Genomic DNA, 19,976 nt, shown 5'->3' on the forward strand with positions numbered 1-19,976 from the left:
GTACTGATCCGGCTTCCCGCGCGGGGCCGTCCGCTGCAGACGAGGATGGGGGCCATGCCCAGCGACGACCACGACACCGAAACCCCGATGACTTATCTGAAGGCGTGCATCAACGGCGCGCGGACGCCCGACCGGCATCCGAATCTGCCCGTCACGCCCGAGCAGCTCGCAGCCGAGGCCGTCGCCGCTCACCGCGCCGGCGCGAGAGCGGTTCATGTGCACCCCAAGGACGCCGACGGGGTGGATTCGCTGCTGGCACGCGAGGTGGACGCTGCTGTCGCCGCCGTGCGGGAGGCGTTACCGGGTTTGCCGCTGGGCGTCACCACGGGGTACTGGGCCCTGTCCGATGCGCAACAGCGTCTGGACGCGGTCGCCGACTGGACGGTGCTGCCGGACTTCGCGTCGGTCAATTGGCACGAGCCGGGATCGCCTGAGCTGGCCCGCCTGCTGCTGAGCCGCGGAGTCGGGGTCGAGGCCGGCATCTTCCACGCGGAGGCGGCACGGTCCTGGGCGGCCTCCGACGTCGCGGCGCACTGTCTGCGCGTGATGATCGAGCTGGACGCCGACGGCGACACCGCGACGGCCGACGACCTTCTCGCGCTCGTGGGCGCCGCGGGCTCACCCGCACCGGTCCTGCTGCACGGGCTCGACGAAAGCTGTTGGCCGCTACTGGAACATGCGGGTCGGCGCGGTCTCCAAACCCGCATCGGCCTGGAAGACACCCTGGTGCTGCCCGACGGAACGGTCGCGGCAGGCAACGCGGAGCTGGTGTCGGCGGCTGCCGAACTTCTCAGTCGGTAGGGGGCGCAAGCTCGAAGTCGGCGAAGTCGAAGCCGGGGACGACGACGCAGCTCACCAGGCAGGGCTCGTCGCCGCGCGGTCTGGCCCGCTGCCAATGTCCCGGCGGCACCACGAATTGCGGGCTCTCGCCGGCCATGATGTCGGCGCCGAGAACACGGGTGGTGGCGCTGTCCTGGCGTGGGCCGACTTCGAGCAGCAGCGGCCCGCCCGAGTGATACAGCCACAGTTCGGCACTGCGAACGGTGTGCCATGCGGACTGCTGCCCCGGCATGAGCAGAAACAGGATCGCGGTCCCCGCGTTACGTGGACCGGTGTAGTCGGGCGGCAGCGCAGACTGCGGAACCATCAGTTCGCTGCGCCAGGTCTCCCGAAACCAGCCGCCTTCGGGGTGCGGCGAGAGGTCGAGACGACGCGCCCATTCGGGGAGATCGCTCATCGGCTCACCCTAGTAGTCTTCTGCGCATGGCTCGCGCGCTTCCGGGGTGGCTGGTCGCGCTGTGCGCGCTCGCCGTCGCCGTCAGCGCCTGGCTGCCGTGGTTGACGTCCCCCGACAGTGGCGGACGGGCGAGCGCCATCGGTGGCGTGGCCGGCGCCATGCCGGTACCTCCACCCGGATTCGGGGTGGGTCAGTTGATCGTCCTGCTGGCGTCGACGCTGGTGGTCGCGGGCGCGATGGCGGCGCGCGGTATCTCCGGGCGGCTGGCATCGTCGGTGGCGCTGGCGATTTCGCTTGTGCTTGCGGCGCTGGCGGTCTGGTACTACCGGCTGTACGTCTACCCGCCCGTGTCCGCGGGTTACGGCCTCTACGTCGGCGGTGCGATAGCCCTGGTGGCCGTGTTGCTGTCGGTGTGGACGATGGTGGCGGCATGGGGACGGTCGTGACGACGGGTTTCGTCGAACCCGTGTCACTGACGGGTGAGCGCTGGGTGGCGCTGGAACCCCTTACCCGAGAGCATCTTCCGGAGATCGAGGCGGAGGTGGCCGGAGGCGCCCTGGATTCGCTGTGGTTCACCGGGGCGCCGACATCGACCAGCGCGGGGGACTGGGTTGACGCCCGACTGGCCGCGCAGACGCCCGAGACCGGGCTGACGTTCGTGGTGCGCGATCACGCCGGCGCACTGATCGGATCCTCGAGTTACTTCAACGTCGACGGGCCCAACCGGCGGCTGGAGATCGGCTACACCTGGTATCTCGACCGGGTGCGGCGCACCGGCGTCAACACCGAGTGCAAGCTACTGCTGCTCGGCCACGCCTTCGACGAGTTGGGTTGTGTCGCTGTCGAATTCCGCACCCATTTCTTCAACTCGGCGAGCCGGGCGGCGATCGAGCGCCTGGGCGCAAAGCTCGACGGCATTCTGCGCAGCCACCAGATTCAGCCGGACGGATCGCGCCGCGACACCGTCGTCTACTCGATCCTGGACATCGAGTGGCCCGCGGTCCGCAACAACCTGCGCTACCGGTTGGACCGACACCGACTCTGACTCACCGGCGCAGGGCGACGTCGGTAGTGGACTCGACACCTGCGGTCCGGCCCGGAGCGGCCTGATGTTTCCAGTAGAGGTTCGTATGGGCGATCACCGCCTCCACCGGCGGGGCGCCCCACTGGGTCTTGTCCCCGGCGGTGTGCGCGTCCCCGACCAGGGTGACGTCGTAGCCGCGGGTGAACGCGCCGTGCAGGGTGGAGCGCACGCAGGCGTCGGTTTCTGAACCGGTGATGACGAGGCGGCCGACCTGCCGGTCGGCCAGCACATCGTCGAGGTTCGTGGCCTCGAACGCATCGCCGTAGTTCTTGTCGACCATCGCCTCGTCCGCTCTCGGCGCGAGTTCCGAGACGATCTGCCAGCCGTCACTGCCCCTGACCAGAGCCTCGTCGCTGTGCCGCACCCACACCACGGGAACGCCTTCGCTGCGTGCCCTGTCCACCAATGCGGCGATGTTGGCGATGACGTCGTCACGCCGGTACGCGCCATCGACGACGAGGTTCTGCACGTCCACCACGAGAAGTGCGCTGCGGGGCCTGTTTTCGAGTGTGGTCATGACGCCATTGTCTACGAGACGGGGTGGATCTGGGAGCCGCGCAGGCGTCCGCGGCACTGGTCGCAGACCAGGACGGGCGTGAACCGCCGCGCACACGCCGTATGGGTCAGGATCACGGCCGGGCCCTCGGGGGACGGGAACCACCGCTGTGCCCACGCCAGCGCGCACACCAGAACCGGGAAGAACGCCCGACCTTTCTCGGTGAGCCGGTACCGGGCCTCGCTGTTCACCAGGATGCCTTCCTCGGTGAACACGGTCAGCCTGTCGGCGATCGTCACAGGCGGGGCACCCAGTTGGGTCTGGAAATCCGTGAACCGGCTGACACCCACGAATGCGGCGACGAGCAGGGCGAACGCCCACCGGTCGCCGATCACGCTCATCGTCTGCGGGAACATCTCGGCGGCGCCGGACCGGCGCGCGGCGGAGCGCCTGCGGGTGCCTGCCGCCGGGATGGAACGCTCCCACGAGCCGCTCGGTCCCCATTGTGCGGCAACGCTTTTGTCGTCGGCGAACTCCTCGCAGGCCCGACATGTGACCAGGGGCGTGAACTCTGTCCCGCAGGCCGTGTGCCGCATCCTGGGCAGGGGCTCGGGGTGGTCGGGTATCCAGCGTCGTTCCCACTCCCAGATCGAGGTCAGCATCGGCCACAGCGAACGGCTCGTCGACGTGGCCAGGTACTCGAACCGCGGAGGGTTGCCTTGATACTCGCTGCGGGACAACAGTTCCTGCTCGGTCAGGTTCTGCAGACGGTTCGACAGCACGGCGTTCGACACCGGCAGCGCCGCGACGAAGTCGCGGTAACGGCGCGCGCACAGTAGGGCTCGTTGCACGATGAGCAGCGTCCACTCATCGCCGAGCAGGCCGAGCATCCGCGCGACGGCGTTGGGTTCACTCACAGGCCGATCGCAGCGGCTGCGTTGTCGTCCAGACGCCACCGGGGCAGGTCCGCGCCGGGCGCCCACGTCGAATGTGTTCCGCTGGAGATTCGTTCGGGCAATCGAATCGTGCAGACCGGACCGTCCTCGACACGCGCCGCGTCGAACACCAGACAGTACGATGCGTCGGCGTTCATGTCGGTCGTCAGTGTGATGAGGTAGCCGTCGTCTTCGCCGGAGCCAGTTTCGGTACCGCCCGCGCGGGGCGCCATCGCGGCCTCGCTGCCGTAGACGCCGTCGGCGAACGCATACCGCTGCTCTGAGCCGGTGTGCAGGTCGTGCTTGACCAGTCCGTCGAACAGGAACCAGGCGGCCTTACCGGTCGCGGCATAGGTGTAGCGGTAGGGGCGGCCGGTGTTGGCCGGGTTGATCATGCCGAATTCACTGATGGTGTCGGTCAATTGCTCTTCGCGGACCGCTCCGGTCTTGGTGTTGAACCGCCACCGGTGCAGTCGGGCCTGCATGCGGTCGAGCGCCAGGAACCGGAAGGCGCGCTGCCACCTGTTGCCCATGCCGTTGTCGGCGGGCTCGGGGTCGCCCTGGAAGAAGCCGTCGAGCACGACTTCGTCACCGTCCTCGTAGGCGTTGGGGAAGTGCAGCACGTAGGTCGGGTCGGCCTCGAACCACATGATCTGCGAGCGGTCGCCCCTTCGAGGGATCACTGCGAACCGCGACGGGACGTCGCGATGGAATCTGGGCAGGTGGATGTTGTGGTCGAGCAGCTCGGTGTCCCAGAAGAGCGGAAGGTCGTTGAGGATGACGTAGTTGTCGGTGAACGCCATGTCGTGCGGCAGTCGCGGTCCGGGCAGCTCTACGTCGACACCGTGCACCACCGCGCCGGCATCGTCGACCACACCGTAGCGCAGGTACGGGGCTTGCTTGCTGTAAGAGAAGAACAGCAGTTCGCCGGTGCGGTCGTCGACCTTCGGGTGCGCCGACACACCCCAGTCGGTGGGGAAGCCGCCGTTCCACGTTTCCTTGCCGAGATTCTTGCCGGTGCAGGGGTCGACGCGGTACAGGTCACCGCATTGGTAGTGGCTCGTCAGTGCCACTCCTCGGTGCACGATGACGTCGGTGGACGAGGCGTCCTTCATGAGTGTGCGTGCGCCCCAGCCGTAATCGCGACGCGCGAGTTCGATGGGCTCGGCGATGCCGGGCCACAGCGGGCCGCCCGCCTCGTTCTCGGCCAGGAAGCCGTCGGTGCGCACGAATCGGTTGCGATAGAACGCTTTACCGTCGCGGAAGCCGACGATGTGCAGCATGCCGTCGCCGTCGAACGGGTGATAGTTCTTCAGCGCGGGGTGCAGGGGGTTCTCGGTGTTGCGGAGGTAGACACCGTCGAGATCGTCCGGGATCTTGCCGGAGACGACGGCCAGATCGTCGGCGTCCCACTCGGTGGTCTGCGGGCGCCAGGGGCCCGTGCGGTAAGGGTGATCGTCATCCTCGGGAAGCGTCGACAGGTACTTGCCGACGATTTCGGTGATGCTCATGGTGTCCTCCCGACGACGAAGCTGACGGTGGTGGCGGTGCTGCCGCCGAAGTTCAACGTGGCGAACGTTTTTGCGTCGTCAACCTGATAATCGCCGGCTGTGCCGCTGACCTGCCGGGCCGCGTCGACCAGCATTCTGACCCCGGTCGCGCCGACGGGATGTCCGCCGCCGATGAGACCGCCGCTGGGATTGATCGGCAGGCGGCCGCGGGGCTCGATGTCGCCCGCTTCGACGGCTTTCCACGATTCGCCCGGCGCGGTGAGGCCGATGTGGTCGATGGCCAGATACTCACTGGGGGTGAAACAGTCGTGGACTTCGAAACCGTCGACATCGTCGAGCGTCACGCGGGCGCGGTCGAATGCGTCGAGGACGGCGGTTCGGACGTGGGGGAGGACATAGTCCTCCGCGGGGTCGCGCCGCGAACGGTCCAGCTTCTGATGCAGGCCGAGTCCGACGGTGCGGTGGCCCCAGCCGTCGATCCGGCCGAGAGGCCGCGCGCGGGGGTGGTCGCGCAACCAGGTGTCGGTGACGAGGACGACGCCTGACCCGCCGTCGGTGATCTGGCTGCAGTCGAAGCGGCGTAGGCGGCCCTCGATGACGGGATTCTGGATGTCGTCGTCGGTCAGTTGCTCGGGTATCGACCATGCGCGGGTCTGAGCCCGCGGGTTGGCGCGCGCGTTGGCGAAGTTCAGTGCTGCGATGGCGCGCAGATGCAGTGGATCGAGCCCGTAGCGGCGGTCGTACTCGGCGGCGACGGCGTCGAACATGTGGGGCCACAGGTACTTCGCGTCACCGCCCTCGTGGCCGGTCCACGCGGCGGCGCCGAGGATCGAGGTCGCGGTGTCGCCGGGCACTGTCTTCTCCAACTCGACCCCGAGCACCAGCGCCGACTGGTACGCACCGGACCGCAGGTCGGCGATGGCGGACACGATGGCGACGCCGCCGGATGCGCACGCGGCCTCGTGGCGTACCGACGGGGTGCCCCACAGCCCGTCGTCCACGGTGGCGGGCATCGCGCCCAGATGTGCCTGACGGGCGAACAGTTCACCGAAGGCGTTGGCCACGTGCACGACGCCGATCTCGTCCGCGTCGACATGGGCCGCGTCGAGTGTCGAGGTCACGATTTCGGCCGTCAGGCCGGCGAAGTCCATGCCCTCGCGGTCGAAGTTGCGCGCGAAATCGCTCTGGTAGCCACCGAGGATCCAGACGCCTGTGGAGCCCACTCCGGCACCGTACTACAACTGACAGAGTGACTACAGACGGGCGGCCCCGCCGGCTCGCAGTCTGAACCGACGAGACCTCGACAAGCGCCACTGTCGACCGTCGACGCCTGTCTCACGGCTGCATTGCCCTCGATATTGATGCGCAAACCCCCTGACGTGTACGAAGGAGCCCTCATGGGGGATTCTGTAGCCATGACAGAACCGTCCGGTCACGAGCTCGCGCGACGCATGGCGGAGTTGGCCCGCTCGGTGGCGGCGCCACGCAAGGTCGAGGATGTGTTGTCCGACGTCACCGCAGAGGCCCAACGCTTGATCCCGGGTACCGACACCGCCGGTGTCCTTCTGATCGGCAAGTCCGGGAAGTGGGACTCGGTGGGGGCCACCTCGGACCTGCCGCACCGGCTCGACGCGCTGCAGATGAAGTACCGCGAAGGACCCTGCTATCAAGCTGCGGTCGACGATCTGATCGTGCGGACCGACGATTTCCGCGCCGAGAAGCGGTGGCCCCTGTACTCGGCGGCCGTCGTAGAACTCGGGGTGCTCAGCGCGCTGTCCTTCAAGCTGTACACCAGCACGCAGACCGCGGGGGCACTGAACCTGTTTGCGATGAAGGCCAACGCGTTCAACGGTGACGCCGAGACGATCGGCGCGGTGCTTGCGGCGCATGCGGCCGCGGCCATCATGGCGAGCCGGGAGAGCGAGCAACTGGAGTCGGCGTTGTCGACCCGGGACCGGATCGGTCAGGCCAAAGGCATCATCATGGAGCGCTTCGACATCGACGATGTCGCGGCGTTCGAGATGCTGCGCAAACTGTCGCAGGACAGCAATGTCAAGCTCGTCGAGGTCGCACAGAAGGTCATCGAGACCAGGGGCACCTGAAGTCAGGCCGCAGCACCGCGGTCAATGCGAGTCGACGGCCTGGTCGCCGACGACGCGCAGCAGATGTAGGTCGTCGAGGGCCGACGAGCCGGCCGGGGGAGTGAGCACCACGAGGTTCTGACCGTCATAGGTCGCCAGTACTTCGCAGTCGAGCGTGATCGGCCCGACCTTCGTGACGAACGTCTTGCGCTGCATCCGGCGTACCGCGACCTCGTGGCGTGCCCACAGCTGCGCGAACTCGGCGCTGTGGGCCAGCAGCGCCTCGATCAGGTGGCACACGTCGCTGTCGTTCCGGCGGCGCGCCCACGTTGCGCGAAGATCGGCGACCGTCACCTGGCTGTGTTCGGCGTGGTCGTCGGCGGGGACGTTCGACCGGCTGTCCGGATCGGTGAACCACTGCCACGCGATGCTCTCTTCGAGCGCACCGGTGACGGAGGTGCGGTGACCCATGAGCCGTTTCGCCAGATCGTTCTGGGCGAGCACCTGATAGGTGTCCGAGCAGATGAAGGCCGCCGCGTCCCGCATCTGGTCGAGGACGAACATCAACGCGGGCCGCACGTGCATCGACGTCGCGTCGCGGTCCGGGACGGCATGGCCGGCCAGTCGGTAGAGATGGTCGGTTTCGTCGTCGGTCAGCCGAAGGGCGCGCGCCAGTGCGCGCACCATCTGCGGCGACGGCTGCGTGCTGCGTGACTGTTCGAGTCGGCCGTAATAGTCGACAGACATGCCGGTCAGTTGGGCAACTTCTTCACGGCGCAGACCGGCGGTGCGCCGCGGGCGCGGGCCCGTCGGCAGGCCGACGTCCGCGGGCCGCATCGCCTCGCGGCGGCGACGCAGAAACTCTGCCAGCGCGTCACGATCCATCCGGTCATTGTCGCCGCCGTCGACCTCGTCAGCCAGGGACTCGGAATCCCTGCCTCGTGAACCGAATTCAGGCGTCCGGCATGCCGGCGGACGGAAGTCCGCAACGGACGCGGAAGTCGGTCATCGGCTGGCGGATCCCCTTGAATCGGGGGTCGAGCGTGGGGCTTACGCACGGATATGACCGAAAGAGCGTGCGTGGCCCCCACGTTCGGTGGCGAATACGCAGACGAAGTGCCCCCGGCATGATTCGAACATGCGACACCGGCTTTAGGAGAGCCGTGCTCTATCCCCTGAGCTACGGGGGCGGCAACCGGGGGAAGCTTACCTGGATCTGGCGCCCGGCCCACAACGCCGATTCTGAGTTATGTCAAAAGTGTCAAAACTTTGGGCTGGGGCCGGTAGCGTGCCTGCCGTGGAGCTGACACTGCAACGCATCGGCGCCTGGTCGGGCACCGTCATGATCCTTCTCTACGGCGCCAGCTTCTCCGGTATCGCCCAATTGTTTCCGCCGCTGTCCCCGGCCGCCCCGGCCGACGAGATCGCCGCGTTCTTCGTCGACCACAAACTGTGGATCCGGTTCGGGGTCTCGGGCGCACTGCTCAGCGCCGTCCTCGCGTTGCCGTTCCTCGCGACGATCGTGCTGCGCATCCGCAGGGTCGAAGGCCACTTCGGCATGCTGTCCATGACCCAGCTGATGGCCGCGACGGTGTTTGTCCCGGCTCTGCTGTTCCCGCAGTTTTTTCTCGGCGTCGCCGCGTACCGTCCCGAGGAGCGCTCCGCCGAACTCACCCAGGCTCTCAACGACGTGTTCTGGCTGTGGTTCATCGGCATCGTCGGCACCATCATCATCCAGAACCTCACGCTGGCCGCCGCGGCGTTCACCGACAAGACCGACCCGCCGACCTTCCCGCGGTGGTATGGCTACCTCAACCTGTGGGTCGCCACCCTGTCGCTGCCGGGCTGCGTCGTGGTGGTTTTCAACGACGGGCCACTCGCATGGAACGGCGTATTCGCCTTCTACATACCGGGTCTCGTGCTCGTGGTGTGGCTGTTCTCCACCACCGCGGTGATGCTGAAGTCGATCAAGGCCGAGCAGAAGGCCTTGTCGGTCGAGCCCGTCGCCGCGTGACGGCCACGGCTCATCCGCCGCGCGACGCGCGGCGGATCCCCGGTGAGAGCGGCACCTGGGTCTTCCTGTTCGGCGACATGCTCGTGTTCGGCGCCTTCTTCGTCACGTTCCTGGTCGAACGTGCCAAGGCGCCGGACGTTTTCGACGCCGCCAGGGCCACGCTGCACGTCGGCGTCGGCGTCGTCAACACTCTGGTGCTGCTGACGAGCTCGCTGTGTGTCGTGTTGGCGCTCAACGCAATACGTGCAGGCGCTCGGCAGATGGCAAGCCGCGCGGTGGCCGTGGCGATGCTTTGCGGGCTGGCGTTCATCGCGCTCAAGGTCTACGAGTACGTCTCGCTCGCCATGGCCGGCCACGGGCCCGGCGCCAACGACTTCTACCTTTACTACTTCATCCTCACCGGGCTGCACCTGTTCCACGTCTGCATCGGCCTCGGCGCGCTGTCGTTCGTCCTGAGCCAGACGCGCAGGCCCGAGCTCAGCGTCACCCGCACCGCGCTCATCGAAGGGGCAGCCTGCTTCTGGCATCTGGTCGACCTGCTGTGGATCTTCCTGTTCGCGCTGCTCTACCTGGTGAGCTGATGAGAGTTCTCGAGCTGTTGAAGAACCGCGCCGGCGCAAGCTGGCTGTTCCTCGTCGCCGCGACCGTCGTGTCGTGGGCCGTCGGGGCCGAGCACGGCACCGGTTCGATGGTGGCCGTCCTCGTGCTCGGCATCGCCGCGATCAAAGTGCGTCTGGTCGGGCTCGACTTCATGGAGCTGCGCCACGCGCCCATCCCGTTGCGCGCGGCGTTCGAGGGCTACTGCGTGGTGATGTGGGCGGTGCTGTCCGGGCTGTATCTGTGGCTCTGACGCAGTAGCTCGATCACTTTGCCGAATGCCTCGGCGTGGCGCATCTGCACGATGATGTAGCTGATCCCGTAGACGTCGCGATAGCCGCGGATCCGCTCGGCGATCTCCTCGGTCGACCCCGACAGCACGCCGGGGTGCCGCAGCAGCTCCTCGTCGGACAGGCCCGGCAGCGAGATCCGGGGGATCGTCAGGTCGGGGTGACCGGAGTCGTCGACCGGCATCGCGGTGATCGCGATGTTGAGCTCGAGCTCCTCGAACCGGTCACCGGCGGCGTCCCGCACGAACGAGATGCGGTCGGCCAGCGGGTCCTCATCGGGCGTGGCCGCCCGGTCGCCTCCCGTCAGGCCGATGATATCGGCGTTGCGCGCGGCGATCCGCAGGACGCGGTCACCGTTTCCGGCGATCATGACGGGCACGTCGGGAAGGTGTTCGCCCATGTACTCGGTGGTGGCCTTGAGGTGGTCCACGCGCTCCCGAGCGCTGGGATACGGGATGCCGGCCGCGTCGAATTCCTCTTTCACATAGCCCGTACCTAGACCCAGCTCAAACCGCCCGTCGCTCAGGTCGTGGAGTGCTCCTACATCGCGGGCGAGCAGCGCCGGCCGGTAGAACGCCGAGTTGATGACGAACGTGCCGACCCGCAACGTCGAGGTCGCCCTCGCGATCGCCGTCAGCACCGGGAACGGGGCGGGCCCACCGAGATGATCTGGAACGTGCAGGACGTCGAAGCCGAGGGCCTCCGCGCGGCGGGCGCTGTCTTCGAGTTTGGTTCGCGAACCGGCCCGCGTGACGCCGACGCCGAACCGGAATTCCGTTGCCACATCGTGATCGTAGAGCCAGGTTTGAACCGTATTGGGCTGGGGCATATACGCAATCGACTTTCATCACCCCGATCCGGCCCGTCGTCGAAATATCCGACGGGCCGGATCAATATTTTTCGTTCGTTGGAGCCATGGCAGACATCCCGACCCTCGGCGTCGAAGAAGAATTTCTTCTCGTCGATCCCGAGTCCGGCGCTCCCGTCGCCCTCAACCGGGAGGTCGCCGACCGGGCTGCCGAGCTGGAGGTCGAACTGCAGCTCGAGCTCACCAGCTGTCAGGTCGAGACGGCCACAGGGGTCGTCCGGGATGTCGACGACCTTCGTGAACAGCTCGTCCGGCTGCGCGGCAACTCGGCCGAGGCGGCCGACCGCGCCGGCGCCCGGCTACTCGCCGTGGGGCTGCCGCCGACCCTGCCTCACGACTTCCCGATCACCGACACCCCGCGCTACCGAGACATCGGCGAACGGTTCGGCATGATCGCCCACGAACAGGGCATCTGCGGTTGCCACGTGCACGTGGCCGTGCCCGACCGCGACACCGCGATCGTGGTGAGCAACCGGCTGCGCCCCTGGCTGCCGCTGCTGCTCGCCCTCACCGCGAACTCGGCGATCTACCGCAACGCCGACACCGGGCACGCCAGCTGGCGCAGCGTGCTGTGGGCACGGTGGCCCAGCGCCGGTCCGCCGCCGCACTTCGATTCGGCCGATGAGTTCGACGCTGCCGTGCAGATGCTGTGCCACAACGACGTGATCCGCGACGACGGCATGGTCTATTGGGATGTGCGGCCGTCGAAGAACTTCCCGACGGTCGAGGTGCGAGTCGCCGACGTGCCGGCGACGGTGGCCGACACCGTGCTGTTCGCCGCGCTCGTGCGCGGGTGCGTGATGACGGTGCTCGACGAGGAGCGGCGCGGCGACTCCGTCATGCCGCTGGCTCCGCACGCGCTCAAGGCCGCGTACTGGAAGGCGGCCCGCAACGGCATCGACGGTGACGGCCTCGACCTGGAGAACCACGTCGCTGCGCCGATGCTCGGTCTGCTGGACGGGCTCGTCGAGCAGGTCCGGCCCGCGCTGGAGGCTTCGGGTGACCTCGCTCTGGTCACGACGGGGTTGGCGGAACTGGCGCAGCGCGGCAACGGTGCGACCCGGCAGCGACGCGCATGGGGCGCGCGGCACGACGTCGGCGACGTGATCGCCGAGGCGGCGACGGCGACCCTCGAAGCGCCCTGACGTCCGGGAAAAGACCCTGACGGATCAGACGAGGGGCAGTTGCGCGAACACCGGGCTTGTGGGCTGCTGCGACCCACCCGGCGGCTCGACGGTGAAGGCCAGTGTCTGCGACGTCCCGAGGTCCGACAGCACCGCCGTCGTCGACGGCGCGACCTGCTCGGAATCCATCGTGCCCGCAGGATGCGGGCCCTCGGAGTCGATGAGCCACATCTGGTACACGGTGCCGGTCTGCGGCGGCGTCACGTTGTTCATGACGAGCACGCCGGCATTCTCCTCGCGGGAGAACACGACCGTGGCGGTGCCACCGCCGGGGATCTCCCCCGAGACGGTGCGCACATCCGGCGCGGCGAAGATCTCTTCCGCCGTCGTCGGTGTCGGCGCCGGACGCAACGTATAGCCGACGAACACGGCGCCCAGGCCGATGAACACAGCGGCGGCGCCGGCGAGCACCGCCCTTGTCCAGCGCCGCTGCCGCGGCTGCGTGGGCGGCAGTGTCCTCACGTTGTCGTCAGAGATCTGCTGCAGAATCTCAGAGCGCAGATGTGCCGGTGGTTCGACGGCGGTGGCGGCGGAGATGACGGCCATGGTCTCGCGGACGGCGCGCACCTCGGCGGCGAATGCCTCGGCGATGTCGGGCGAAGCGTCGGCGAGTTGACGATTGATCTCGGCGGCATCGCCGTCGGTCAGGGCGTGCAACGCATACGGGGTCGCCAGCGACAGCAGGTCGTCGGCGGAGTGCGGATTGGTCATGCGACCCCCAGGCATCTACGCAGGCCGCGGATCGCGTCGCGCATCCGGGACTTGATGGTCGCGAGGTTGGCTGCCAGGCGCTCCGACACCTGCACGTAGGTCAGGCCGTCGTAATACGCGAGCTGGATGCATTCGCGCTGAGTCTCGGTGAGAGTGTCCAGGCAGGCCGTCACCTGCTGCCGCTCGTCACCGCTGATCACCGCATCGGCTACGTGGTCGGCCGGCGGCTCGACCGTCGCCGCGCCGTAGCGCGACTCGCGGGAGCTGGCCGCCTCCTCGGAACGCACGCGGTCCACCGCGCGCCGATGGGCCAAGGTGAGCAGCCAGGCCAGCGGCGAACCGGCCGACGGGTCGTAATTGCCTGCGTTGCGCCACACCTGCAGGTAGATGTCCTGCGTCGTCTCCTCGCTGTAGCCGGGATCGCGCAACACCCTGGTGACCAGCCCGAACACCCGTGAGCGCGTCTGGTCGTAGAACGTGGCGAACGCTTCGGCGTCGCGACGGGCCACCTGGCGCAACAATGCGTCGAGTTCGGCGGTCACGAGCCGTAGCCTAACGCCCACCAGCGCCGATGCCGTCAAGGTCAGCGCACCTTGTGAAGCCGTGGCGCGAAGAAGGCCGGGCTGCAGCCCGCCGACCGCAGTCACGTCGCCACTGTCGGGGTGGATGTCGGACCACTCACAGCTGGTCCACTTTCTCGCGGTCCTCGTCACTGCGGGGGGAGGTGTGCGGGACCATGGGCACCCGCTTCAGCCACAGCAGCATGCTCTGGATGCGCATGCTCAGCACGTTCATCTGCGGCGCCATCGGAGCCGTCATCTGCAGCGCGACGATCTGCCGAAGGGTCGCGGGACGCCGGGTGCCGCGCATCGTCGCGACGAACGCCGGCTGATTGTCGCGGTGCAACGAGATCCGCACATCGAGCTCGTCGCCGGGTTGCGGCGCCTGCACCAGGTAATGCCCGTCGACGTCGTTGAACGGCGACACGTAGAGCTTCTTGTCGACCATCGTGGGCTGGACACCCGAGGGGGGAAGAAGGTACGCGTGCCGCTGGCCGTGGGTGTTCTGCACCTCGGCGATGACATAACGGAGCACCCCGTCCGCGTCGTGGCACCAGTACAGACTCAGGGGGTTGTACACGTAGCCGAAGACGCGGGCGTGCAGCAGGGCGGTGATCCGGCCACCGTGGAGTTCGATCCCCTTGCCCGCGAGGAACGCATCGACGCGACCACGCATCGTGTCGACAGCGCTCTCCCACAGGTGGTCTTGTGCCTCGAACCTGGCGAAGGGGCGTAGCCAGCGAGGAAGCTGCGGCAATGCGTCCAGGTCGACGAACCAGCTGTAGCTGCGATGCTCGAAATAGTGGTGCACGGGAGCGCGCCGCAGATGCGTGATCCGGGTGCGGTACAGGGCAGAGGTCGTCCGGTCCCCCGCACGTATGGCTTTCACATCCCGTATTCGGAGCCGCGCCCCGTCTGGATGGGAGGGCCTCTACGTGGGGCAGTACACCGAGGTCAGGACCGCAAAGCGGGGGTCGTTCGCGATGGAGGTGGCGTCGGGCGATCCCTGGGTGAACGTGGCCGCGACCGCAGGCCGGCCGGGGGCCTTGGCCATCACACTGTGATAGCCGGCGAGATCGCCGCCATGACCCCACACGGTGACCCCGCACCCCAGGTCGATGCTGGTCAGTCCGAGGCCGTAACCGAATCCCGGCCCGTGCAGCGGCCACGGCACGGTGTCGGTCATCTGCGCGAGTTCGGCAGCCGCAACGACCCGGCCGTCGAGCAGCGCCGTGATGAACGACGCGATGTCCTCGTTCGTGGAGATCAGGGATCCGGCCATGTACTCGCCGGAAGGTTCCGCGGCGGTGACGTCCTCGCGACGCCCGTCGACGATCTCGTAGCCGTGCGCCATCGGCGCGCGAAGACCGGTATCGCCGGCAGCGGGGAAATAGGTGTGGGTCAGCCCGAGCGGGGTGATGATGCGCCGGGTGATCTCGTCCGCCGCGGTGCTGCCGGTGACAGCCTCGATGATCAGCCCGGCGACGACGTAATTGGTGTTGGTGTAGACCGGCACCGGTCGACCGGGCGGTGCGCCCGGCTTGGCCAGCGCCCATGACAGCAGTTCGCGGGGCGAGACGGGCTGCACCGGCGGTTCTGTGGTGTCGTCGAAGTATTCGGGCAACCCGCTCTGGTGGCGTAGCAACTGGCGGACGGTGATGGCGCGCCCGTCGATGCCTTGGCCGCGGATCAGGTCCGGCAGGTAGGTTTCGACGGGGGCGTCGAGCTCGATCTCGCGCTCGCCCACGAGCTGCAGAATCGCAGCCGCGACAAAGGTTTTCGTGATGCTGGCGACTCGGACGTACGTGTCGGGCACGAACGGCGCACCGGTGGAGGCGTCAGCGTGGCCCGCCGCCGACAGCCGCCCGGCGGTGCCGTCATCCACGACGGCGACCGCTCCGGAAAGCCCGTTCGCGGCGACGGTCCGGGCCAGAACGGCATCGAGTCCGGCAGGTTGCGCGAACGCCGGCGGTGCGGCGAGGCCGATGATCAGCATGCCCGTGAGACCGGGGACGAGGCGCATCAGTGCGAGGGTAGTTTCCACGACCGGGCGGCGCTCGCCAATCCTTGGACCAGTGCGGAGGTCGCCGGCGAGAGCCCGTCGTCGGCGGGTACCGAACTGCGGGGGCTGATTCCGCGCACCCGCGCCGGGAGTTCCAGCTGTGCGCCGCCGCCACGGACGAGGTTGACCGGATTGGCGGGGTGCAGGCCGCGCAGCTCCTTCGGGATGGATTCCAGATCGGTCACCACCCGGTAGCCGGGGATGTCGATGTGGTGTGCCAGGTGCTCGGCCAATGCACGGTGATGGCCGCCGGCGAGCAGATGGGTGCTGCGGCCGATCCGGCCGTAGCCGTGCAACGAGACAGCGACGTCGACGTGGGCGAGGAACTCGGCGAGCCGGGCCGATTGCGCCGGATCGTAGAGCGCCGACGGCAGATGGTGCGGGTAATCGTCGGGGTGCCGGATCGCGTAGAGGGACGCGCCCGCCGCATCCGCGGCCCGTTCGGCGATGACATCAGTCATCTTCTCGAGGCCGCCGCCGTGGATCGCCAGGAACCCGAACCCGGACCGCAACGTCGACTCTTCGACGACGGCAGGGTCGGCGAGCAACTCCGAAAGTGACTGTGGCGCACCGGAATCAGAATCCTGACGACGTTGCGGCCAGTGGGCGGGGTCCCAGCGCTCGAGGAACTGGATCCACCTGCCGGGCAGGCCGTGATGGTGAGCGCCGTCGAGGATGCGCTCGAGGTAACCGGGGCGCGGCGGTCCGGGTTCCACGCGGTGGTCGATGTAGACCCACGCGGTCGACGGGCCCGCTTCGGTGAGGACGGTCATCTCGTCACGGCGGTAGCGGACCGGTACCCCCTCCGCGCTGTCGAGCGTGGCGAGATCGCGATCGGACACCTGCCACACCACGCCGTGCACCTCGCTCCCCGAGAACGGCTCGACGGTGGCGACGCCCCGCTCGTTGATCAGCCAGTCGTGGTCGGCCAGCGTGGCCCGCCTGGGGTCGGTGGCGTCGGGGCAGCGCAGCGCCATCTGCTGCACGCACAGGTTCGACCCGTACGCGAAGTAGTTGTGCCGGCGTCCCATTCAGCCGGCGAGCGTCAGATAGATCAGCACCACGTTCAGAAGGGTAATCAAACCGGCGACAACCCAGCCCAGTGCGGTGGTGACGCGGTGGTTGACATCGGCGCCCATGAGCTTCGGGTCGGAGGTCAGCCGCACCAGCGGTATCAGCGCGAACGGGATGCCGAAGGACAGCACGACCTGCGAGAGCACGAGGGCCCGGCTGGGGTCGATGCCGATGGCAAGGATCACCAGAGCGGGCAGCAGCGTGATGAGGCGTCGTGCCAGCAGTGGAACCGAACGCCGGAGCAGTCCCTGCATGATCATCGCGCCCGCGTAGGCGCCGACCGATGACGAGGCAAGGCCCGAGGCGAGCAGGCCGATCGCGAACAGCAGTGCGACGCCGGCGCCGAGGGTGCTCTGCACCGCGGCGTGCGCACCCTCGATGGAATCGGTGTTGTCCATCCCCTGCAAGTTGGTGGCCGCCACCAGGAGCATCGACAGGTTCACCGCACCCGCCACCAGCATCGCGATGCCGACGTCCCAGCGGGTGATTCGCAGCAGGGCACGCCGTGCCGGCCCCGGCGCCGGATGGCCGTGGCGGTCACGCGCCAGGCCGGAATGCAGATAGACCGCGTGCGGCATCACGGTGGCGCCGAGCATGGCGGCGGCCAGCAGGATGCTCTCGGCGCCGTCGAACCGCGGAATGAGCCCTTCGGCGGCCGCCCCGGCCGACGGCGGGGACGCGAACAGGCTTGTGAGAAAACCGATTGCGATGATCATCAGCAGCCCGGTGATGACTCGCTCGAAGAGTCGTTGGCCGCGACGGTCTTTCACGATCAGCAGGATCAGCGACACCACCCCGGTGATCACGCCGCCGACCACCAGCGGAAGATCGAACAGAAGGTACAGCGCGATGGCGCCTCCCACGACTTCGGCGAGATCGGTTGCCATCGCCACCAATTCGGCCTGCACCCAGTAGGCCAGCCTGGCCGGCCTCCCCATCCGTGCACCGACGGCTTCCGGTAGTGAGGAGCCGGTGACCAGTCCCAGCTTGGCGGACAGGAACTGCACGAGGCAGGCCATCAGGTTCGCGACGACGATGACCCAGACGAGGAGAAATCCGAATTGCGCGCCCGCGCTGACGTTCGCGGCGACGTTGCCGGGGTCGACGTAGGCGATCGCAGCGACGAACGCGGGGCCGAGCAGCAGCCAGCCGGGCCGCGATTGCGGTTGGACGTGCGTCACGACACCCCCCTTTTCCATCCGGCTCCACGAATAGAAAAGTTAGGCTAGCCGAAACCTTCGGGGTGGGCTACTGCCGGGGTCGGATACGCTCCGGTGTCACCAGGGCCCGAGGCCGTAACCGCCGACCAGGGGCCAGTAGCCGATGCCCTGCCAGCCGCCGTAATTCCACGGCGGCGGCGTCGTCGTCAACTGGGTGCTGCCATTCGTCTCGCAGAACGTCACCGTCTGGCCGACGTCGGTGCACTCCGGTGCGGCCGCGGCGCCAGGCGCCGCGAACAGGGCCAGGGCGGTGAGGCCCGCAAGGAGCCCGCCGATGCGCCGTAGGACGGTGTTCATGATGAGGCCCGATCGGAAGGGGTTAGAAGATGTAGGGGCCGTAGCCTTCCCACGGGAAGAAGCCGCCGCCGTACCACGGCTGTGCGTACTGACCCGGGGTCGAGCTGATCTGGGCATTGCCCGGCGACTCGCACACCTCGGTCGCGCCGCCGGCACCGCGAGAAGTCGTCGAGCAGTTCGGCTGTGCAAGCGCAGCGGGGGCGGCGGCGATCGCCACGGCAGCACCGCCCGCGCAGAGGAGGGCAGCGAGAGCGCTCAGTCGAGCCTTCATTTTCAGGATCCTTCCAGCGAGTGTCATCGCTCAGCGTACAGACCTTTGCCAGATTCGGGAGGTAACTCTTCGGCTGTCACTATTCCGGCGACAGAGTCGATTACGCGCCGAGAGGACGGTCAGAAGGTGACGGGACCGTAGTTCTCGAACGGCAGGATCCCGCCCCAGTACGGTGTCGCGTTCTCCGGCGGGATGGTGCTGATCTCGGCGTCCCCGGGCGACTCGCACACCTTCGTGGAACCGCCCTCGGGGCCACCGCCCTGAGACGTCGTGCTGCAGTGCGGCTGGGCGATCGCGACGGGGGCCGCGACAGTCGCCGCGCAGGCGGCGCCCACGGCGAGGAGTGCGGCGAGGCGAGCCTTCATGGGGGAACCTTCCCTGCAGAGTCAGTGGCCAGCGTACAAGCCTTCGCCGGTGACCAGGGGGAGCTCCCGCGTGGTCACAATTCCTGGCGCAGAATCGATTACGGCCGGAATCGCGTTTACCACGCGGGCGGCCGTCGCCACCAGGCCCGCGTGGTTGTGATCACCGTTGGGACTGCTCAGGCAGAGGTCAAGGGTGTAGGACGGTTCGCCGGTGATCTCGATCCGGTAGGAGCCGCCGTGCTGGGCGGGCTGCGGCCAGTCGGGGCAGAGGTCGTCGCGCAACCGCGTGACGTGCTCGAGAACGACCGCGATCTCACCGTCTTTCATGCCGCGCACTTCGAAGCGGATCGCCGCGGTGGTGCCCTCGGCGATGGGGCCCGCAGCGATGTCGAAGTCTTCCGGTGCAGGGATCCGCTCGTGGGTCTCGGTGACCTCGTCGAGTTCGATGCCGAGCCCGGCGGCGAGTTGGCGCACGACCGAGCCCCAGGCCAGGCTCAGCACTCCGGGCTGCAGCAGCATGGGCGTCTCGTCCAGGGAGCCGCCGAACCCCATGACATCGAACATGACCGCCGCGCTGTCGTAGGTGTCGTAGTTGATGATTTCCATGCAACGGATCTGCTGGATGTTCTGGCAGGTGCCCGCCAGGGCCATGGGCAACAGGTCGTTCGCGAAGCCCGGATCGATGCCGTTCACGAAGATGCTGGCGTTGCCGGCTTTCGCGGCGTCCTCGATGGGGGTGATGAGTTCTGCGGGCAGCACCTGCCAGGGATGCTGAAGGAACACCGCGCTGCTACCGACGATGTTGACGCCCGCCTCGAGGATGCGGCGGTAATCCTCGAGCGCATCGGGGAGGCGGTTGTCGGCGAGTGCGGTGTAGACCACGCACGCGGGCTGGGTGGCCAGCACCGCGTCGAGGTCGGTGGTGGCCAGGATGCCGGTCGAATTCTCAAGTCCCGCAAGCTCTGCCGCGTCTTTACCGGCCTTGGATTCCGAGGAGACCCACACCGCGGTCAGTTCGAAACGGGGGTCGGTGATCAGTTGGGTCAGCGCGTGCCTGCCGACGTTTCCTGTGCCGATCGCTGCGACGCTGATTGGGGAGGAGTTGGCCATGTCGACATC

25 protein-coding genes and 1 tRNA gene are annotated in these 19,976 nt (G+C 67.8%); 8 read left to right on the forward strand and 18 right to left on the reverse strand.

Features of this window, described 5'->3' with window-relative positions; genetic code table 11:
* Positions 1–54: 54 nt before the first annotated feature.
* Complete coding sequence (locus ACAG24_RS05535) at positions 55–801, forward strand: 3-keto-5-aminohexanoate cleavage protein (RefSeq protein ID WP_370471646.1); 747 nt, start codon at positions 55–57, stop codon at positions 799–801.
* Here ACAG24_RS05535 and ACAG24_RS05540 read toward each other — a convergent pair.
* Positions 791–1,237, reverse strand: coding sequence for a cupin domain-containing protein (locus ACAG24_RS05540; protein ID WP_370471647.1), 447 nt, complete (start codon positions 1,235–1,237; stop codon positions 791–793). The two genes, ACAG24_RS05535 and ACAG24_RS05540, sit on opposite strands and share 11 nt — an antisense overlap.
* A gap of 26 nt (positions 1,238–1,263) precedes the next feature.
* Between ACAG24_RS05540 and ACAG24_RS05545 the strand changes: the two genes are divergently transcribed.
* Both ACAG24_RS05545 and ACAG24_RS05550 read left to right on the forward strand, forming a co-directional pair.
* Positions 1,264–1,683 (forward strand): hypothetical protein, encoded by a 420-nt coding sequence (locus tag ACAG24_RS05545; protein WP_370471648.1) that lies wholly within the window; start codon positions 1,264–1,266, stop codon positions 1,681–1,683.
* Complete coding sequence (locus tag ACAG24_RS05550) at positions 1,668–2,282, forward strand: GNAT family N-acetyltransferase (protein WP_370471649.1); 615 nt, start codon at positions 1,668–1,670, stop codon at positions 2,280–2,282. The genes ACAG24_RS05545 and ACAG24_RS05550 overlap by 16 nt, the downstream gene beginning before the upstream one ends.
* Before the next feature lies 1 nt (position 2,283).
* On the opposite strand, the gene ACAG24_RS05555 is transcribed toward ACAG24_RS05550, so the two are convergent.
* Genes ACAG24_RS05555 through ACAG24_RS05570 form a run of 4 tightly spaced genes read right to left on the reverse strand, consistent with a single transcriptional unit; the run spans position 2,284 to position 6,486 of the window.
* On the reverse strand, positions 2,284–2,838 hold the full coding sequence (locus ACAG24_RS05555; RefSeq protein WP_370471650.1) for an isochorismatase family protein: 555 nt from the start codon (positions 2,836–2,838) through the stop codon (positions 2,284–2,286).
* 11 nt (positions 2,839–2,849) lie between these two features.
* Positions 2,850–3,707 carry a winged helix-turn-helix transcriptional regulator gene (locus ACAG24_RS05560; RefSeq protein WP_370471800.1) on the reverse strand — a complete coding sequence of 286 codons (858 nt, stop codon included), beginning with the start codon at positions 3,705–3,707 and terminating at the stop codon, positions 2,850–2,852.
* A 23-nt stretch (positions 3,708–3,730) separates the two neighbouring features.
* Positions 3,731–5,263 carry a carotenoid oxygenase family protein gene (locus ACAG24_RS05565; protein WP_370471651.1) on the reverse strand — a complete coding sequence of 511 codons (1,533 nt, stop codon included), beginning with the start codon at positions 5,261–5,263 and terminating at the stop codon, positions 3,731–3,733.
* Entirely contained in the window at positions 5,260–6,486 is a 1,227-nt protein-coding gene (locus ACAG24_RS05570) for an acetyl-CoA acetyltransferase (RefSeq protein WP_370471652.1), read from the reverse strand. The genes ACAG24_RS05565 and ACAG24_RS05570 overlap by 4 nt, the downstream gene beginning before the upstream one ends.
* A 192-nt stretch (positions 6,487–6,678) precedes the next feature.
* Between ACAG24_RS05570 and ACAG24_RS05575 the strand changes: the two genes are divergently transcribed.
* Positions 6,679–7,365, forward strand: a complete 687-nt coding sequence (locus tag ACAG24_RS05575; RefSeq protein ID WP_370471653.1) for an ANTAR domain-containing protein — start codon at positions 6,679–6,681, stop codon at positions 7,363–7,365.
* A 21-nt stretch (positions 7,366–7,386) separates the two neighbouring features.
* Here ACAG24_RS05575 and ACAG24_RS05580 read toward each other — a convergent pair whose 3' ends face one another.
* Both ACAG24_RS05580 and ACAG24_RS05585 read right to left on the reverse strand, forming a co-directional pair.
* Positions 7,387–8,229, reverse strand: a complete 843-nt coding sequence (locus ACAG24_RS05580) for a helix-turn-helix transcriptional regulator (RefSeq protein ID WP_370471654.1) — start codon at positions 8,227–8,229, stop codon at positions 7,387–7,389.
* A 232-nt stretch (positions 8,230–8,461) separates the two neighbouring features.
* Positions 8,462–8,534, reverse strand: a tRNA-Arg gene (locus ACAG24_RS05585).
* Between the two features lie 152 nt (positions 8,535–8,686).
* Between ACAG24_RS05585 and ACAG24_RS05590 the strand changes: the two genes are divergently transcribed.
* From ACAG24_RS05590 to ACAG24_RS05600, 3 genes are read left to right on the forward strand one after another with little or no spacing between them, the layout of a single operon-like run.
* Positions 8,687–9,358, forward strand: coding sequence for a hypothetical protein (locus ACAG24_RS05590; RefSeq protein WP_370471801.1), 672 nt, complete (start codon positions 8,687–8,689; stop codon positions 9,356–9,358).
* Positions 9,355–9,939, forward strand: a complete 585-nt coding sequence (locus tag ACAG24_RS05595; RefSeq protein WP_370471655.1) for a cytochrome c oxidase subunit 3 family protein — start codon at positions 9,355–9,357, stop codon at positions 9,937–9,939. Before ACAG24_RS05590 ends, ACAG24_RS05595 begins: the two co-directional genes overlap by 4 nt.
* Entirely contained in the window at positions 9,939–10,208 is a 270-nt protein-coding gene (locus ACAG24_RS05600; RefSeq protein WP_370471656.1) for a cytochrome C oxidase subunit IV family protein, read from the forward strand. The genes ACAG24_RS05595 and ACAG24_RS05600 overlap by 1 nt, the downstream gene beginning before the upstream one ends.
* Here ACAG24_RS05600 and ACAG24_RS05605 read toward each other — a convergent pair.
* Entirely contained in the window at positions 10,157–11,029 is an 873-nt protein-coding gene (locus ACAG24_RS05605) for an LLM class F420-dependent oxidoreductase (RefSeq protein ID WP_370471657.1), read from the reverse strand. The genes ACAG24_RS05600 and ACAG24_RS05605 overlap by 52 nt on opposite strands.
* Positions 11,030–11,160: 131 nt before the next feature.
* On the opposite strand from ACAG24_RS05605, the gene ACAG24_RS05610 reads away from it, so the two are divergent.
* Positions 11,161–12,258 (forward strand): glutamate--cysteine ligase 2, encoded by a 1,098-nt coding sequence (locus tag ACAG24_RS05610; RefSeq protein ID WP_370471658.1) that lies wholly within the window; start codon positions 11,161–11,163, stop codon positions 12,256–12,258.
* 24 nt (positions 12,259–12,282) lie between these two features.
* Here the strand turns inward: ACAG24_RS05610 and ACAG24_RS05615 are convergent, their stop codons facing one another.
* From ACAG24_RS05615 to ACAG24_RS05660, 10 genes are all read right to left on the reverse strand, one after another.
* Complete coding sequence (locus ACAG24_RS05615) at positions 12,283–13,008, reverse strand: anti-sigma factor (RefSeq protein WP_370471659.1); 726 nt, start codon at positions 13,006–13,008, stop codon at positions 12,283–12,285.
* Positions 13,005–13,589 (reverse strand): sigma-70 family RNA polymerase sigma factor, encoded by a 585-nt coding sequence (locus ACAG24_RS05620; RefSeq protein ID WP_370471802.1) that lies wholly within the window; start codon positions 13,587–13,589, stop codon positions 13,005–13,007. Before ACAG24_RS05620 ends, ACAG24_RS05615 begins: the two co-directional genes overlap by 4 nt.
* A 97-nt stretch (positions 13,590–13,686) precedes the next feature.
* Positions 13,687–14,448, reverse strand: coding sequence for a DUF1365 domain-containing protein (locus tag ACAG24_RS05625; RefSeq protein ID WP_370471803.1), 762 nt, complete (start codon positions 14,446–14,448; stop codon positions 13,687–13,689).
* Positions 14,449–14,499: 51 nt separating this feature from the next.
* The gene (locus ACAG24_RS05630; RefSeq protein ID WP_370471660.1) at positions 14,500–15,591 is read right to left on the reverse strand and encodes a serine hydrolase domain-containing protein; all 1,092 of its coding nucleotides are present in this window, start codon (positions 15,589–15,591) and stop codon (positions 14,500–14,502) included.
* Positions 15,591–16,661 carry a poly-gamma-glutamate hydrolase family protein gene (locus ACAG24_RS05635; protein ID WP_370471661.1) on the reverse strand — a complete coding sequence of 357 codons (1,071 nt, stop codon included), beginning with the start codon at positions 16,659–16,661 and terminating at the stop codon, positions 15,591–15,593. The genes ACAG24_RS05630 and ACAG24_RS05635 overlap by 1 nt, the downstream gene beginning before the upstream one ends.
* Complete coding sequence (locus ACAG24_RS05640; protein WP_370471662.1) at positions 16,662–17,885, reverse strand: Nramp family divalent metal transporter; 1,224 nt, start codon at positions 17,883–17,885, stop codon at positions 16,662–16,664.
* A gap of 96 nt (positions 17,886–17,981) precedes the next feature.
* Positions 17,982–18,221: a hypothetical protein gene (locus ACAG24_RS05645; RefSeq protein WP_370471663.1), complete on the reverse strand. Its 240-nt coding sequence runs from the start codon at positions 18,219–18,221 to the stop codon at positions 17,982–17,984.
* 22 nt (positions 18,222–18,243) lie between these two features.
* Positions 18,244–18,492 (reverse strand): hypothetical protein, encoded by a 249-nt coding sequence (locus tag ACAG24_RS05650; protein ID WP_370471664.1) that lies wholly within the window; start codon positions 18,490–18,492, stop codon positions 18,244–18,246.
* A gap of 119 nt (positions 18,493–18,611) precedes the next feature.
* Complete coding sequence (locus ACAG24_RS05655; protein ID WP_370471665.1) at positions 18,612–18,857, reverse strand: hypothetical protein; 246 nt, start codon at positions 18,855–18,857, stop codon at positions 18,612–18,614.
* Between the two features lie 21 nt (positions 18,858–18,878).
* The gene (locus ACAG24_RS05660; protein ID WP_370471666.1) at positions 18,879–19,967 is read right to left on the reverse strand and encodes an NAD(P)H-dependent amine dehydrogenase family protein; all 1,089 of its coding nucleotides are present in this window, start codon (positions 19,965–19,967) and stop codon (positions 18,879–18,881) included.
* Positions 19,968–19,976: the final 9 nt, after the last annotated feature.

The sequence above is a fragment of the Mycobacterium bulgaricum genome (assembly GCF_041287165.2).
Lineage (GTDB): Bacteria > Actinomycetota > Actinomycetes > Mycobacteriales > Mycobacteriaceae > Mycobacterium > Mycobacterium bulgaricum.

What these genes read in the sequence shown, in the direction of transcription:
- ACAG24_RS05630 (WP_370471660.1), bottom strand. Translation starts at nt 15,591, where the DNA reads ATGCGCCTCGTCCCCGGTCTCACGGGCATGCTGATCATCGGCCTCGCC.
- ACAG24_RS05600 (WP_370471656.1), top strand. Translation starts at nt 9,939, where the DNA reads ATGAGAGTTCTCGAGCTGTTGAAGAACCGCGCCGGCGCAAGCTGGCTG.
- ACAG24_RS05615 (WP_370471659.1), bottom strand. Translation starts at nt 13,008, where the DNA reads ATGACCAATCCGCACTCCGCCGACGACCTGCTGTCGCTGGCGACCCCG.
- ACAG24_RS05535 (WP_370471646.1), top strand. Translation starts at nt 55, where the DNA reads ATGCCCAGCGACGACCACGACACCGAAACCCCGATGACTTATCTGAAG.
- ACAG24_RS05655 (WP_370471665.1), bottom strand. Translation starts at nt 18,857, where the DNA reads ATGAAGGCTCGCCTCGCCGCACTCCTCGCCGTGGGCGCCGCCTGCGCG.
- ACAG24_RS05635 (WP_370471661.1), bottom strand. Translation starts at nt 16,661, where the DNA reads ATGGGACGCCGGCACAACTACTTCGCGTACGGGTCGAACCTGTGCGTG.
- ACAG24_RS05580 (WP_370471654.1), bottom strand. Translation starts at nt 8,229, where the DNA reads ATGGATCGTGACGCGCTGGCAGAGTTTCTGCGTCGCCGCCGCGAGGCG.
- ACAG24_RS05610 (WP_370471658.1), top strand. Translation starts at nt 11,161, where the DNA reads ATGGCAGACATCCCGACCCTCGGCGTCGAAGAAGAATTTCTTCTCGTC.
- ACAG24_RS05660 (WP_370471666.1), bottom strand. Translation starts at nt 19,967, where the DNA reads ATGGCCAACTCCTCCCCAATCAGCGTCGCAGCGATCGGCACAGGAAAC.
- ACAG24_RS05590 (WP_370471801.1), top strand. Translation starts at nt 8,687, where the DNA reads ATGATCCTTCTCTACGGCGCCAGCTTCTCCGGTATCGCCCAATTGTTT.
- ACAG24_RS05540 (WP_370471647.1), bottom strand. Translation starts at nt 1,237, where the DNA reads ATGAGCGATCTCCCCGAATGGGCGCGTCGTCTCGACCTCTCGCCGCAC.
- ACAG24_RS05645 (WP_370471663.1), bottom strand. Translation starts at nt 18,221, where the DNA reads ATGAACACCGTCCTACGGCGCATCGGCGGGCTCCTTGCGGGCCTCACC.
- ACAG24_RS05650 (WP_370471664.1), bottom strand. Translation starts at nt 18,492, where the DNA reads ATGAAGGCTCGACTGAGCGCTCTCGCTGCCCTCCTCTGCGCGGGCGGT.
- ACAG24_RS05550 (WP_370471649.1), top strand. Translation starts at nt 1,668, where the DNA reads ATGGGGACGGTCGTGACGACGGGTTTCGTCGAACCCGTGTCACTGACG.
- ACAG24_RS05575 (WP_370471653.1), top strand. Translation starts at nt 6,679, where the DNA reads ATGACAGAACCGTCCGGTCACGAGCTCGCGCGACGCATGGCGGAGTTG.
- ACAG24_RS05545 (WP_370471648.1), top strand. Translation starts at nt 1,264, where the DNA reads ATGGCTCGCGCGCTTCCGGGGTGGCTGGTCGCGCTGTGCGCGCTCGCC.
- ACAG24_RS05555 (WP_370471650.1), bottom strand. Translation starts at nt 2,838, where the DNA reads ATGACCACACTCGAAAACAGGCCCCGCAGCGCACTTCTCGTGGTGGAC.
- ACAG24_RS05560 (WP_370471800.1), bottom strand. Translation starts at nt 3,707, where the DNA reads ATGCTCGGCCTGCTCGGCGATGAGTGGACGCTGCTCATCGTGCAACGA.
- ACAG24_RS05565 (WP_370471651.1), bottom strand. Translation starts at nt 5,263, where the DNA reads ATGAGCATCACCGAAATCGTCGGCAAGTACCTGTCGACGCTTCCCGAG.